Origin of the sequence: Thiospirochaeta perfilievii, from assembly GCF_008329945.1 — a bacterium.
Classification (GTDB): domain Bacteria; phylum Spirochaetota; class Spirochaetia; order DSM-2461; family DSM-2461; genus Thiospirochaeta; species Thiospirochaeta perfilievii.
Genome location: NZ_CP035807.1, coordinates 401341 through 415587 on the forward strand (window position 1 = coordinate 401341; position 14247 = coordinate 415587).

The following is a 14247-nucleotide window of genomic DNA, read 5'->3' on the forward strand; positions in this document are numbered from 1 at the left end:
CACATATATTCTCAAATGTTAATATTTGTTAATACTCTAACTATCAGGAGAGATTATGAGTCAAAATATGAGAACTGGTGCTGATGCAGTAGTAGAAACAATGTTACAACTTGGGGTTGAATGTGTTTTTGGACTACCTGGTGGAGCTGCAATACCTATTTATGATGCAATCCATGAATCAAAACTAAAATTAATTTTAACAAGACACGAGCAGGGTGCAACCCATATGGCAGATGGTTATGCTAGGGCTACAGGAAATACTGGAGTAGCAATAGTAACATCTGGTCCTGGAGCAACTAATACGGTTACTGGAATATTTACAGCTATGATGGACTCTATACCTATGGTTGTTATATGTGGTCAACAGACAACTAATAATTTAGGTTTAGATACTTTTCAAGAAGCGGATGTTTCTGGAATATCCTACCCTATTGTAAAACATTCATATCTAGTTACTGACATAGAAGATCTACCAAGAGTTGTAAATGAAGCTTTTTACTTAGCAAAAAGTGGTCGTCCTGGACCTGTTGTTATTGATATTCCTAAAAACATATCTAGTGGTTTTTGCGAGCTATCAGAGGAGAGAGTTTTTGACCTTCCTGGATACAAAGTAAAAAAAGAGGGTGATCCTAAGTGCATACAAAAATTTGCCGAGGTTGTTAATCAATCTGTAAGACCTGTTATTTTAGCAGGACATGGAGCACTAATATCCGGTGCCGAGAAAGAGATTGCATACTTAGCTAAAACATTTAGTATCCCTGTTACAAATACGCTGCTAGGTAAGGGGGTTTTTCCAGAAACAGAAGAGCTATCCCTAGGAATGCCAGGAATGCACGGTACAGCATATGCTAATAAGACCCTGTGTGAGGCTGACCTTATTATCTCTATAGGTTCAAGATGGGATGATAGAATAAGTGGAACCCCTGAAGCTTTTTGTGTAAATGCAAAAAAAATTCAGATTGATATTGATAAGTGTGAAATAAATAAAAATATAAAACTAGATGCCTATGTAAATGGGGATGCTAGAACTGTTTTAGAAGAGTTAATACCACTTTTAGAAAAAGTGGATAGAAAACAGTGGATAAAAAATGTATTAAAACTTAAAAAGGATTTCCCTTTAAACTATAAAAAAGAGGGTAAATTACGGGCTCAACATGTAATAGATGAGATGTATAACCTTGCTAAGAAAGATGCTATATATGCTACAGATGTAGGTCAACATCAGATGTGGGCAGCTCAGTTTATAAAAACAGATAACCCAAGAACTTGGTTGTCATCAGGTGGAGCGGGAACTATGGGTTATGGTTTTCCTGCAGCTATAGGTGCTCAAATAGGTAAACCTAAGTCTCAAGTTATAGCAATTGTTGGGGATGGTGGATTCCAAATGACCCTTTGTGAACTATCTACAGCTGTTATCCATAAACTTCCTATAAAAATTCTTGTTATTAACAATAAGTATTTAGGAATGGTTAGACAGTGGCAGGAGTTATTCTACGACAACAGATTATCAGGTGTTGACCTTGTTGGTAACCCAGATCTATTAAAACTTGCAGGAGCCTACGGATTAAAGGGTTTTAGAATTAAACGAAGCTCAGATGTTAGAAGGGTTTTAAAAGAGGCTCTAGATTATAATGATGGTCCTTGTATTATCGATGCTGAAGTAGAGAAGTGTGATAACGTTTTTCCTATGGTTCCAGCAGGAGCACCTTTAGAGGATATGCTTTTAGAGAGACCTAAAATGAAAATGGCTAAACCAAAGGGGAGTACCTGATGAAAATGAAAAAACACTCAATCAGTTTAAGAGTTGCAAATAAGCCGGGGGTTTTAATAAGAATCTCCCTAGTTTTTGCTAGAAGAGGTTACAATATAGATAGTTTAGTTGTTTCTGAATCTAATGATAGAAACTTCTCAAGTATGAATATTACAGCAACCGGTGATCCTGAGACACTTCACCTAATGTTAAATCAGTTAAATAGATTAGTTGATGTAGTACATGCAAAAGAGCACAATAATGAGAATGCTCTACAGAGAGAGTTAGCCCTAGTTAAAGTTAAGTGTGAAGATGTTCAAAGAACTGATGTTCTTCAAATAGCCGATGTTTTTAAAGCCAGAAACATGGATATATCTGACCATACTATTACATTTCAAGTAACAGGTTCTAGTTCAAAACTAGATGCATTCCAAGAACTTTTAAAGCCATACGGTATAGTTGAGCTTATTAGAAGTGGAAATCTAATTATGGCAAGGGGAAGTGAATCTACAACCTAAGATATAAATTAATTAAAAAAAGGCTACAGGGGAACTTGTAGCTTTTTTATTTACCCTCTTTTAACATTTGAACATAGTATCTATCCTCTATTTTAGATTTATTTATATCTATAACTTTCAAAATGTTATATAAATCCTCTTTAGTTGAATCAATTAAACATCTATTAGTAATAATCTTCTCAATCTCTATAAAGTCCCCTAATCCATTAACATGGGATAGTTCAAGATTAATGTTATTACTATTAAACAAGTATCCTTTTTTCTCCTTTCTTATATACTCTTTAAACCCTAATTGGTTCATAACATATAAAAAATTATCCTTATGATCGATATTAAACTCTTTTTCAATGTTAACTTCAACTTTATCCTCATGGGATCTATCCTTATAGGTAACTATATAACTGTCTCCGTCTTTTCGTAATCGAACCTCTTTTCTAGCTTCTGAAAAACTATCTATACCTTCAAGATAGATATCTTCCTTATGATACTGCTTAACAAACTTATAATTATCTTTTAGTAACTGTAATGTTTTATCAAAGTCATCAACCCAAGCTTTTATCTCTACTTCTATACACATGACTTCATTATAAAACAAAAAAGCCCTGGAAACAATCCAGGGCGTGAAATTAAAAAGTAAGAAGATATTAATAATCTAAGATTGAAGAATCATAATCTTCTGGTGCTTCAAATCCTAAAAAGTTCATACATGTAGCAGTAATTGAACTAATTCCTAATCCCTCTTTTAGCTCCTTTTTATACTCATTGTTGTAAGTAGGATCAAAGATAATACATGGAACAGGGTTTAATGAGTGGGATGTTTTAGCCTTAGGATGACCGTCTTCTAATGTAACATCTCCAGATTTTTTATTATGCTCATACATATCATCAGCATTACCATGGTCAGCAGTTAAAATTAGAACTCCTCCAACTTTTTCTACAGCCTCTTTTAATCTAGCGATTTGTCTATCCATAGCCTCCATAGAAGTCTTAACAGCTTCAAAAACACCTGTATGTCCAACCATATCACCGTTAGGGTAGTTTAATCGAATAAAGTCATAATCTCCAGACTCTATAGCTTCAACAACCTTATCTGTAATCTCTTTACACTTCATCTCTGGCTTCTCTTCAAAAGGGATTACATCAGATGGTACTTCAACAAAAGTTTCTAACGACTCATCAAAATAACCTGACTTATTTCCGTTAAAGAAGTAGGTAACGTGTCCATATTTCTGAGTTTCAGATATTGCATACTGTCTAACCTTATTAAAAGCTAGGTATTCAGACATTGTTCTAGTAATAGTTGGGGGATTTACCAGGTATTGAGCAGGGATGTGTAAATCACCATCGTATTCCATCATTCCAGCATACTCAACATCAGGAACTCTAACTCTGTCAAATTTATCAAAAGAGTCTCCTTCTTCAAAGGCTTTTGTAATCTCTAGGGATCTATCACCTCTAAAGTTAAAGAAGATAACACTATCTCCATCTTCTATAGTTCCAACTGGCTGTCCATCTTCATCTGCAACAACAAAACCAGGAATATCCTGATCGATAGCCTTAGTCTCTTCCCGTAACATTTTTATAGCATCTACTGCTGATGGGAAAATCTGCCCTAAACCTAGAACATGGGTTTCCCAACCTTTTCTAACCATATCCCAGTTAGCATCATATCTATCCATTGTAAGAACCATTCGACCACCACCTGATGCAATTTTAGCATCAAATGATTCATCGGATAACTCTGCTAAGAAAGCTTGGAAAGGCTCAAAATAGTCTAAGGCAGATGTAGCTCCAACATCTCTACCATCTAAAAGTGCATGAATTCTTACAGTTTTAACCCCATTAGATTTCGCAGTTCTAACCATATGCTCTAAATGATCTATATGAGAATGAACATTACCATCTGATAACAGACCAATAAAGTGTAGTGTTCCATCTTTTTCTTTTACGTTATTTGTTAATTTCAACCAAGTTTCACCTTGATATAGATGACCTGTAGCAATTGAGTTAGAAACTAATTTTGCTCCCTGGGAGAAAACTCGACCACAACCAATAGCATTATGACCAACTTCTGAGTTACCCATGTCTCCATCAGATGGAAGACCTACAGCTGTACCATGGGCCTTAACAGCAACATGGGGACAACTTGCTGTTAAACTATCAAGATTTGGAAGTTTTGATGCTTTAACTGCATCACCCTCTTCATATTTACCATAACCTACACCATCCATTATTGCTAATACAACTGGACCATTCTTCTTACTTAAAGAAGGGTGTTTTTTTAATTTTTCAACCATAATATTCTCCTGTTTAAAAGATATATAAATATCGATACTATTTCAACTGTTTTAACCAATATGGAACGCCATCTTCTTTAAAAACTGCAGTAGCTTTAATTAAAGGTCTTCCAATTAAAACCCTATAGGCACCTAATGCCTTAGCTTTTTTAAGATGACTTATAGTTCTTAAACCACCATCAACCCAAACTTCATTAGCTATTTTTTTAAGTTCAGGAATTAGCTCTTTAAACCTATAAGCTATACCTTCACCATTATCAAAAACCCTACCTCCATGATTAGAAACAACAACAATATCCGGCTTAACCTTAATCATTAATTCTAGATCATTTTGGCTCTGTATACCCTTAACTATAAACCTTTTATTACAAGCTTCTTTTAATTCAAGTAGTTGCTCTTCACTTTTTTGCTCTAGGGATACTAAACCCTCCATAGTTGGAATTCTGTAGGAGTCAATATCTACTCCCATAATATCTACATAGGGTTCAACCATTTTAAATCGTTCTAGAATAATGTTGTTTGGATATGGTTTAATAAATGCTGTTCCAGTTATATTATTATCTTTTAAAGCTTTAATCCCACTTTGTAACTTGAAATCTGGAGTTCCATCACCAATACATGGCATAATACCAGCTTTTTTAGCACCAGAAACCATATAATTATGAAAAACCGACTCAGGGTAGACATTCCCCATATTCTGCCCTACTCCTGTCATTGGAGCAATACCAAGGAGGGGAAGATCAACACCTGAGATATCAACTTCAATTTCATTCCATGATTTAAAATTATTTATAAAAGTAAGAGCTTGACCCTTCCCACCCATACCTGGGACTTCACCTCTACAACCGTAACCGTTACAAACAGAACATCCTCTACATGACTTATGCATAAGCTTAGCAACAGTTCTATTAAATTCTCTATTATCCATTGTTACCTTGTAATAAATCCTCATATATCTCTATATACTTAATAGCGGAATCAGACCATAAAAACCGCTGTTTAAATGCTTCCTGTCTAATAAGGTCAAATTTCCCTGGTGTATTGTAATAAACATCAACAGCTTCATTAACCGAAGAAACTAGCCCCTTTAAAACACCTCTTTTAGTTAATCCATTAAAACCAAAACCAGTTCCACCACTTTTTTTATAAGAACGAACTGTATCTTTTAGTCCTCCTACAAAACGAACAAGGGGCGGTGTGGCATTACTTAAAGATTCCATCTGAGTTATACCACAGGGTTCATATAGACTAGGCATTAAAAAGAGATCACAACCAATACTAATAGTTGAGGCTAATTCTTTATCAAAAGCAAGTGTAACAGATACGTTTTCTAAATCCTTAAACTGCTCTAAAAACTCTTCATATTCAGGGAGTCCAGATGCTAATATTGCTATATTTATATTTTTATTATCAGTAATATGCTCTAAAACACTTTTACCATTAAAAATCTCTTGTAAAAGTTTGAACTTTTGTTCAACAGCTCGTCCAACAAAACCAATTAAAAAGTTTTCCGGATTTTTAAAGTGGCTACTAAGCCTCTTTTTTGCATCTTTTTTCTCTTCTAAAACTTCTTGGTAAGATCTCCCCTCTTTATATTCAAAACCATTTAAAACACCGTATAAAGTTCCCCTCTTCCCGTGTTTTCTAATAGATTTCTCCAAGCCATTCGCCCCTGAGAAGTAGTTAAAGTCGCAATCCTTTTTTAACATCTCTTTTTTATATGTAGGACTTACAGCATTAACAGCGTCTGCACACTCAATCCCTAATTTTAGGGGATTTACAGAATTCCACTTATTTCTAGGGTCTTTAAAAACCTTTCTACTATCCTTGTTATATAGATACTCCATAACACTCCAGTTACGAATTGCAGGAATCCACATATTTCCTTGGTAGGAGTTATTATGAATTGTAAGGAGTCTTAAGGCGCTGTTATTGTCATATTTTAACTTTCCTAATAAAAAGCCTAATCCCCAATCATTAACATGAACAATATCTGGTTTAGTTTCTTCAATAAACTTAGCTGAAGCTAAAGAGAAAAAGTGAAACCGAATAAAGTCATCATAAAATGGTGTATGTTCACTAAAAACATAGGGAACACCATAATCACCTTCAAAATATGTAGTATTCTTAATAAAAGTAACATCTATATCCTTGTATGTAGATTTATGGACTGTTACTTTTTCATCTTTTTTTTCACCATTTTTATTCTTAAAGGGAATAATATAACTTTGATAAGAGTTCTTCTCTATCCAAGATTCATCTACTGATGAGTAGTAGGGAGTAACAATTTCAATATCTATTCCCTTATTTTTTAGTGCTAAGGGTAGTTCTAAGGCAACATCCCCTACACCCCCTACTTTTGAAAAAGGTTTGCATTCTAAAGCAAAATATAAAACCTTCACTATTATGGCTCCTTTGTAAACTGATGGAAATTATTATTAATTATAGAAACGAACTCATTATATGGAACTCCCTTAATTTTTGCTATTTCCTTATATGTAGTATTAATATTATCTAAATAGATTTTTTGACCCACAGAGTTAAATTGATCATCATTCATATCTGATTCTATCAATAATTTCCCTATTGGCATAGCTTCAATAACTTTAATTCTCCTATTCATATAACAATCTTTTAAGGAAAAAGAGAAATAACTGTTGGATTTTAAAGCTATCTTTAAAGAGTCTAAACTTCCTGAATATCCATGGAAGAGTTTTGGTAAACTTTGAAATCCCTCATCTAATATACTTAACATAGGCCCCCAAGCCTTTACACAGTGTAGCGATATACTCTTGTTGTATTTTTTTGCTAATCTTAAAAACTCTTTAAATACAACTATCTGTGTTTCTAAACTATCTCCCCTTTTATCTAAACCAATCTCCCCTACATTAGTGTACTTATCTAATAACAGTGTTTCAAATAACTCATAATCAATTTTTGAATCTATATAAAGGGGATGAACTCCAATATTTTTTACTCTTTTATTAATTTCTCTTATATTAATAATGTCCAAGTTAGTAACTGTGTTATAAATAGATAATATAGGTAATTTAGATCGAATATGATGATGCACATCTATTAGCTGGTCCATGAGTACATTATACATGATAAAAAAAATCTATCAATTTATTAAAAAGTATTGACCATTTTTTCATCTTAAAGTATATTTCTTCACGTTGTTAGCCGCTGTAGCTCAGTCGGTAGAGCAGGGGACTGAAAATCCCTGTGTCATGAGTTCAAGTCTCATTGGTGGCACTATACAATAACCGTAGATTTATCTACGGTTTTTTTTTGCACTAAAAATAGATATCTGTTATATTATACCTATGTGTAAAAAAACTCTAATCCTATTTATAATTCTTTTAACATTTGGATGTACTACAATTAAGGTAGAAGATGATACTTATATTGTTAAAGATAATCTATCTAACGTTGAAAAAGAGATAATTATAAAACCAGAGGATATCAATAAACTAAGAAGCGCACTATCTGATAATATCCTTGCTAATTCAGACCCTTATTATGGTGATTTTGCCTCCTTAATTTTAGACTTAATTAGGAAAAAAAAATGGGAGTTTTTATCTGAACTTACAAATATCAGTAAGTATAATAGTTATGTATTAGAGAGTAATGGGTCCTTAATAGACTATTCTATGTATATGTTACACACAGGGGATGAGGGTATATCTACAAACTACTCTATAGATAATATTGAAAATGCATTTTATACCAATAGTTATATAGATGGAGAGAGTAGAGTTTTCGAAGGTATATATATATACCCAACTGGGGAGACTGAGTTTTTTAAGATTGATATAATAGATTCTAAATATGGTTTAATATTAACTAGGGAGTAATATGGAAAATGTAGCTATATTTTGGGATATAGAAAATGTAACACCTAAAAGTAATAATACACTTTTTATAGAGGGAATGTGGGAGTATTCAGAGTCAATAGGCCGGGTTGTATCAAGTCACGCCTATGCAGATTGGAGTAAACCACAATTTAGAAAAATAGGTCCAGTTTTAAGCTCACTTCACTTTCATATGGTCCATATCCCAAGGGAAAAAACAAGAAAAAATAGTGCGGACATGCAACTAGTTACAGATTGTCTAGAACTTTTAAGATATTATCATCATATTGATACCTATGTATTAATCACTGGGGATAGCGATTTTAGGCCACTACTTCATACACTTAGAAAGACAGGGAAAAAAATACATATTATTTGCGATATAACAACAGCAAGTCAGGACCTGCTCTATTTAGCGGATTTTTTTGTTGATTATAGGGATATTATTCATTATAGCGAAAATGAGCATGAAGATTTAGGATCAATGTTTACCGTAGATGAATTTGATGAGGATGTTGACTCTAAGATTTATACTGGAACAGATTCTAGGGAATTTTGGTATCCAGCTATAGGAGAAGCAGCAGCCCTTTTAGAACATGAAGGGAAAAAGTGTAACATGTCTACACTTAAGATAAAGCTAAAGATGTTAAACCCAGATTTTGATGAAAAGAAGTTAGGGTTTAAGAGATGGAGCCTCTGTGTACACCTAGCAGCAAAAGCTGGATATGTAATTTTATTAGAAAAAGATAATCAAACAATAATTAAAGCTATAAAAGATGAGTATAAAAAAGGAGAGTTACAGACTTCCTTCTCACTTCTAGTTAATATACTAAATGAAGTTGATCCAGATGAGTTTAAAACCTACGCTATAATCAACTCTAAAATGGAGAATCAAGGTGTAGTATTTGAGGATTTAGGATATAAGAAGTTTAAAAAATATGTTTTAGCAGCTGAAGTTAGAGGTTTAGTTGAAACAAAAAATATTAATAATGCTCAATATTTAAGAGCAATTAGGAGATAAATTATGATGTGGAGGGCATCCCATATATTAGTAAAGGACCCACAACTTGCAACTCGAATTTTAAAAGAGTTAAAAGATGGAGAAGATTTTAAAATTCTTGCTAAAAAATACTCAACATGTCCAAGTAAAAAAAAGGGTGGAGATCTAGGTTGGTTTGGACCTAACGCTATGGTACAAGCCTTTGAAAACTCTGTTAGAACTCTAACTGTTGGTAAAATAAGTAAACCAATTAGAACCCAGTTTGGGCTACATATTATAAAAAAGACAGGTCAGAGAAATTAAGAGTATTTATATTTAATTGTTTTCTTTTTAGTTATTGATCTTTAAAGTAGTAATCATTATCATTAAATAGAGGTAAACATGGAACTAAGTTATAATAAAAATATAAAAATAGAGGCTTTTGACTCACTAAATACTCTTTCTAAAGATTTGGTAAATTTATTAAAACCCGGAAATATAGCTCTTTCTGGAGGCTCAACTTATTTAAAGCTATTAAAAGAGTGGAGTACTCTAAATCTAGATCTTGATGGGATTACTTTTTTCCCAGTAGATGAGAGAGTTGTGGATTTTAATAGTGAAGATAGTAATTGGGGTAATACCACAAGAAACTTTTTATCTAAATTTAGTATACTCCCAACTAACCACTTTATAGACCCAAAAGAGTATCAAGTTCGATTAAGTAATATAAGTATGGATCTAGTTTTTTTAGGAGTTGGTGATGACGGACACACCGCTAGTCTCTTTTCTACAGATGTGGTATTTGCCCATCCATATAAAAAAGTTATATCCACAATAAGCCCTAAGGAACCAAAAAATAGGATTTCTCTAACTGGGAACTACTTAGTAGAATCTAATAATATTATTATTATATTATTTGGGGATGGGAAAAAAGATATAGTTAATAAAGTTCTAAATAATATTGAACTACCTATAACAACCCTTTTAAAGAGAGTTAAAAATGGTACTATTTATATACATAAACCACTAATAGGAGATATCCATGAGTAAAACTGTTTTACTAATATTAGGAGGATCTGGAGACTTAACAAAAAGGAAACTGATTCCAGCCTTAAGTTCTATACAGAGTAAGAAGTTACTCCCTGATGAATTAGTAGTTATTGGGTCTGGAAGGACAGATTATACCCATGATACATATAGAGAGCATGTTGAGACTACAAAGGAGCTTTGTGACTGTTTATACTACCATGTAGGTTTAGACAATATAAAAGAGTATATAAATAGTTTTGGAGATATTGGTAAAATTGTTGTTTTCTTCTCCCTGCCTCCTAGTGTCTATGCAAAGAGTGTTCAAGAGTTATATAAACAGGGCTTAGTAGGTAATAACGTATCTTTAATTATTGAGAAACCCTTTGGTAGGGATTTAGAGAGTTCAAAAGAGTTAGAAAAAGATATATTAAAATTTTATCCTAAGGAGTCAATATTTTTAATTGATCATTATCTTGCAAAAGAACCTGTACAAAATATTTTAATCTTTAGATTTGCCAATCGTATTTTCGAACCTAATTGGAATAGATTTCATATAGAGTCCATTCAAATAAACTGCTCAGAATCTATTGGAATAGAAGATAGAGCTAAATATTTTGATCAAAGTGGAATGATTAGAGATATGATTCAGAGTCATCTCTTACAACTGTTAACAATTTTAACTATGGAGACTCCTAAAAGTAGTAGTGCTTCAGATATAGTAGCTGAAAAAATAAAACTTTTAAAAAAACTTAAGGTTAAAAATGTTATTAGAGGGCAATATGAGGGGTATAGGGATGAAAAAGGTGTAGACCCTAAATCAAATACAGAGACATTTGCTCAAGTTGAGTTTAGAATAGATTCTGATCGTTGGTATAATGTTCCAATTTATATAACAACAGGGAAGGCTTTAAAAAGAAGAGGAACTGAAATAGGTGTTGTTTTTAGGGATGCGGATACACCAATATTTGAAAATGATAATTTAAAGAAAAATGCAATTGTTTTTACAGTACAACCCCAATCAGGGATTATTGTAGATCTTGTTAATAAAATTCCAGGATGGGGAGTCTCTCTAACTAATACAAATATGAGTTTTTGTTACTCAAATCAGTTTTCAAACAATATTCCGGACGCTTATCAGAGATTATTAGTAGACGCAATTAAAGGGGATAAAACTCTATTTGTTGGTATAGAGGAGACAGGAGAAGCTTGGAGGGTTATTGAACCTGCCCTTTCTGAATCTGAATTAATATACTATAAAAAGGGAGAAGATCCCATAGAAACATTAATTGAAGATCCTTTAGATTTTACAAAATATATAAATATCTGTTAAAAAAAAATCCCCAAATGGGGATTTTTTTTTATACATTATAATTAGTAGAGGATGTTGTACCACCCCGACCTGTCCAGTTTGAATGATAAAAATCATTTCTCTCTTTATCAACTCTCTCATATGTGTGGGCACCAAAATAGTCTCGCTGGGCTTGAATTAAGTTTGCAGGTAATTTACCACTTTTTAATCCATTAAAATAGTTTAAAGCAGATGTAAAAGCTGGAACTGGTATCTCATTTAATAGAGCTATAGAGCATAGGGATTTAAAACCATCTAGTGATTTTATTAATTCCTGTTTAAAATAGTCATCTAATACAAGGTTTACTAGATCATCTTCTTTTCTAAAAGCATCAGCAATTTTATCTAAAAATGTACTTCTAATAATACAACCTCCCCTCCATGTTTCAGCTATCTCTGCCATGTTTAGGTCCCAATTGAACTTTTTATCTGCATCTCTTAAGAGTGTGAAACCCTGGGTGTAGGATATCATTTTTGCACTATATAGAGTTTTTTCTAAATCTGCTAATACCTCATCCCTACTCTTTAATAGTTTAACAACTGGAGTTTTAAACTCCCTTTCAACCTGCAATCTTACATCTTTTATCGAGGATAAGTATCTACTAAAAACCGCCTCAGTTATTAATGTTAAAGGGTTGCCTAAATCCAAGGAGTTTTCTACCGTCCACTTTCCTGTTCCCTTTTGTCCTGCAACATCTAAGATCTTATCAAGAGTATAATCTCCATCCTCTTTAAACTTGAAAATATCAGCTGTAATCTCTATTAGATAACTATCTAAGACGCCACTATTCCATGTTGAAAACTGTTTGCCAATCTCTTCATTACTCATATTTAATAGATTTTTCATAATATTATAAGCTTCAGATATTAATTGCATATCACCATACTCTATACCATTATGAACCATTTTTACAAAGTGTCCTGCCCCACCATTCCCCATCCAGTTGGAACAAGGATCTCCATTTTTAGCCTTAGCTGAAATAGCAGTAAAAATATCTTTTACAAAGGGCCAAGCCTTAGGATTACCTCCTGGCATTAAAGAAGGTCCTAATAAAGCTCCCTCTTCTCCTCCTGAAACCCCAGAACCAATAAATAAAATCCCTTTAGTGGCTAATTCATCAACTCTTCTTTGTGTATCTCTATAATCAGAGTTTCCCCCATCAATTATTATATCATTTTTATCTAAAAAGGGTAGAATAGTATCTATAGTTTTATCAACAACCTCTCCAGCCTTAACCATTAACATAATTTTTCTAGGTTTACCTATAGAATTAACAAAATCCTTTATTTCCTGGGATCCTACAAAGTTTTTACCCTTAGCCCTACCCTCTATAAAGTTTTTTGTTTTACTATATGTTCTATTAAAAACTGAAACAGAGTAGCCCCTACTCTCCATGTTTAATGCTAGGTTTTCGCCCATTACTGCAAGCCCAATGACTCCTATGTCTGTTTTATTCATAAATTACCTCTATTTAAATAATACACTAAAATGATAACGATTATCAATAAGAATAAAAGTTATTTTCTTTAATCAATTAACTTTTATTCTATATCATTTTTATATAGTATTGAAGGAATTAATGGAGAATATATATTGTCTAAGCAAAAACTCGCTATTTTATTAGCCCTACTATCAACACTACTTTGGTCTACAGTTGCGACTTCTTTTAAGATATCCCTTAAACAGTTAAACCCAGAAAATTTAGTTTTATACTCAACCCTAATCTCCCTATTTATTTTCACTATTATATTAGTTAAAAATAGAAGATTTAATTCAATAAAAAACTTGGGTAAGAAAGATATTCTATACTCTATAATTTCAGGATTTTTAAACCCATTTTTATACTATTTAGTTCTTTTTAAAACCTATAGTCTATTACCTGCTCAGGTTGCTCAGCCTTTAAACTATACATGGCCAATTATATTGATAATTTTCTCATCTATAATTTTTAAAGAGAAACTTAAAAGAAAGGATTTTTTATCTTTTTGCCTATCTTTAGTTGGAATTTCTCTAGTCTCATCAAATAGTTTTTCAAATATAGATATTAATGGGTTAGGTGTCATATTAGGTGTTTTAAGTGCTGTAATTTGGGCTCTATATTGGGTAATTAATAGAGTAGACAGTAGAGAGAACGATATTAAACTCTTTCTAAACTTTCTATTTGGCTCTATTTTTATACTTATATATAATTTTCTGTTTGTACCTATTCAGATACCCAATATGGTAGGAATTTTATCAACAATTTATGTGGGACTTTTTGAAATGGGTATTACGTTTTATCTGTGGGCAAATGCTCTTAAGTATGCTAACAAAGCAGCAACTATTAGCCTTATTGTCTATCTATCTCCCTTTTTATCTCTAATTTTTATATCCATTTTTTTAAAAGAGACAATTACTATAACAACAATAATTGGATTAATACTAATTGTATCATCAATATTATATAATAAATTAGCTGGCAAGTAGCCAGC

At 32.5% G+C, this 14247-nt stretch carries 14 protein-coding genes and 1 tRNA gene; 9 read left to right on the forward strand and 6 right to left on the reverse strand.

The window, feature by feature from the left end; all coding sequences use genetic code 11:
* Positions 1-55 precede the first annotated feature (55 nt).
* Positions 56-1771 (forward strand): biosynthetic-type acetolactate synthase large subunit, encoded by a 1716-nt coding sequence (ilvB, locus tag EW093_RS01775; RefSeq protein WP_149566743.1) that lies wholly within the window; start codon positions 56-58, stop codon positions 1769-1771.
* Entirely contained in the window at positions 1771-2268 is a 498-nt protein-coding gene (ilvN, locus tag EW093_RS01780) for an acetolactate synthase small subunit (protein WP_149566744.1), read from the forward strand. Before ilvB ends, ilvN begins: the two co-directional genes overlap by 1 nt.
* Positions 2269-2314: 46 nt before the next feature.
* Here the strand turns inward: ilvN and cyaB are convergent, their stop codons facing one another.
* The 5 genes from cyaB to EW093_RS01805 all read right to left on the reverse strand — a co-directional run bounded on the left by cyaB (position 2315) and on the right by EW093_RS01805 (position 7656).
* Complete coding sequence (cyaB, locus tag EW093_RS01785) at positions 2315-2845, reverse strand: class IV adenylate cyclase (RefSeq protein ID WP_149566745.1); 531 nt, start codon at positions 2843-2845, stop codon at positions 2315-2317.
* A gap of 67 nt (positions 2846-2912) precedes the next feature.
* Complete coding sequence (gene gpmI, locus EW093_RS01790; protein WP_149566746.1) at positions 2913-4565, reverse strand: 2,3-bisphosphoglycerate-independent phosphoglycerate mutase; 1653 nt, start codon at positions 4563-4565, stop codon at positions 2913-2915.
* Positions 4566-4602: 37 nt separating this feature from the next.
* Positions 4603-5493, reverse strand: a complete 891-nt coding sequence (locus EW093_RS01795; protein WP_246745061.1) for an alpha-hydroxy-acid oxidizing protein — start codon at positions 5491-5493, stop codon at positions 4603-4605.
* Positions 5486-6967 (reverse strand): glycogen synthase, encoded by a 1482-nt coding sequence (locus EW093_RS01800; RefSeq protein ID WP_149566747.1) that lies wholly within the window; start codon positions 6965-6967, stop codon positions 5486-5488. Before EW093_RS01800 ends, EW093_RS01795 begins: the two co-directional genes overlap by 8 nt.
* 2 nt (positions 6968-6969) lie before the next feature.
* On the reverse strand, positions 6970-7656 hold the full coding sequence (locus EW093_RS01805) for a TatD family hydrolase (RefSeq protein ID WP_187759787.1): 687 nt from the start codon (positions 7654-7656) through the stop codon (positions 6970-6972).
* A 91-nt stretch (positions 7657-7747) separates the two neighbouring features.
* On the opposite strand from EW093_RS01805, the gene EW093_RS01810 reads away from it, so the two are divergent.
* From EW093_RS01810 to zwf, 6 genes are all read left to right on the forward strand, one after another.
* Positions 7748-7820: transfer RNA gene (locus EW093_RS01810), tRNA-Phe, on the forward strand.
* A gap of 71 nt (positions 7821-7891) precedes the next feature.
* A complete protein-coding gene (locus EW093_RS01815; protein WP_149566749.1) occupies positions 7892-8422 on the forward strand; it encodes a hypothetical protein in 531 nt (176 codons plus the stop codon).
* A 1-nt stretch (position 8423) separates the two neighbouring features.
* Complete coding sequence (locus EW093_RS01820; protein WP_149566750.1) at positions 8424-9440, forward strand: NYN domain-containing protein; 1017 nt, start codon at positions 8424-8426, stop codon at positions 9438-9440.
* A gap of 3 nt (positions 9441-9443) precedes the next feature.
* Complete coding sequence (locus tag EW093_RS01825; RefSeq protein WP_149566751.1) at positions 9444-9722, forward strand: peptidylprolyl isomerase; 279 nt, start codon at positions 9444-9446, stop codon at positions 9720-9722.
* A gap of 78 nt (positions 9723-9800) precedes the next feature.
* Positions 9801-10448 (forward strand): 6-phosphogluconolactonase, encoded by a 648-nt coding sequence (locus tag EW093_RS01830; protein WP_149566752.1) that lies wholly within the window; start codon positions 9801-9803, stop codon positions 10446-10448.
* The gene (gene zwf, locus EW093_RS01835) at positions 10441-11757 is read left to right on the forward strand and encodes a glucose-6-phosphate dehydrogenase (RefSeq protein WP_149566753.1); all 1317 of its coding nucleotides are present in this window, start codon (positions 10441-10443) and stop codon (positions 11755-11757) included. Before EW093_RS01830 ends, zwf begins: the two co-directional genes overlap by 8 nt.
* A gap of 28 nt (positions 11758-11785) precedes the next feature.
* Here zwf and gnd read toward each other — a convergent pair whose 3' ends face one another.
* Entirely contained in the window at positions 11786-13234 is a 1449-nt protein-coding gene (gene gnd / locus EW093_RS01840) for a decarboxylating NADP(+)-dependent phosphogluconate dehydrogenase (RefSeq protein ID WP_149566754.1), read from the reverse strand.
* A gap of 135 nt (positions 13235-13369) precedes the next feature.
* On the opposite strand from gnd, the gene EW093_RS01845 reads away from it, so the two are divergent.
* Positions 13370-14242, forward strand: coding sequence for a DMT family transporter (locus EW093_RS01845; RefSeq protein WP_149566755.1), 873 nt, complete (start codon positions 13370-13372; stop codon positions 14240-14242).
* Positions 14243-14247 lie beyond the last annotated feature (5 nt).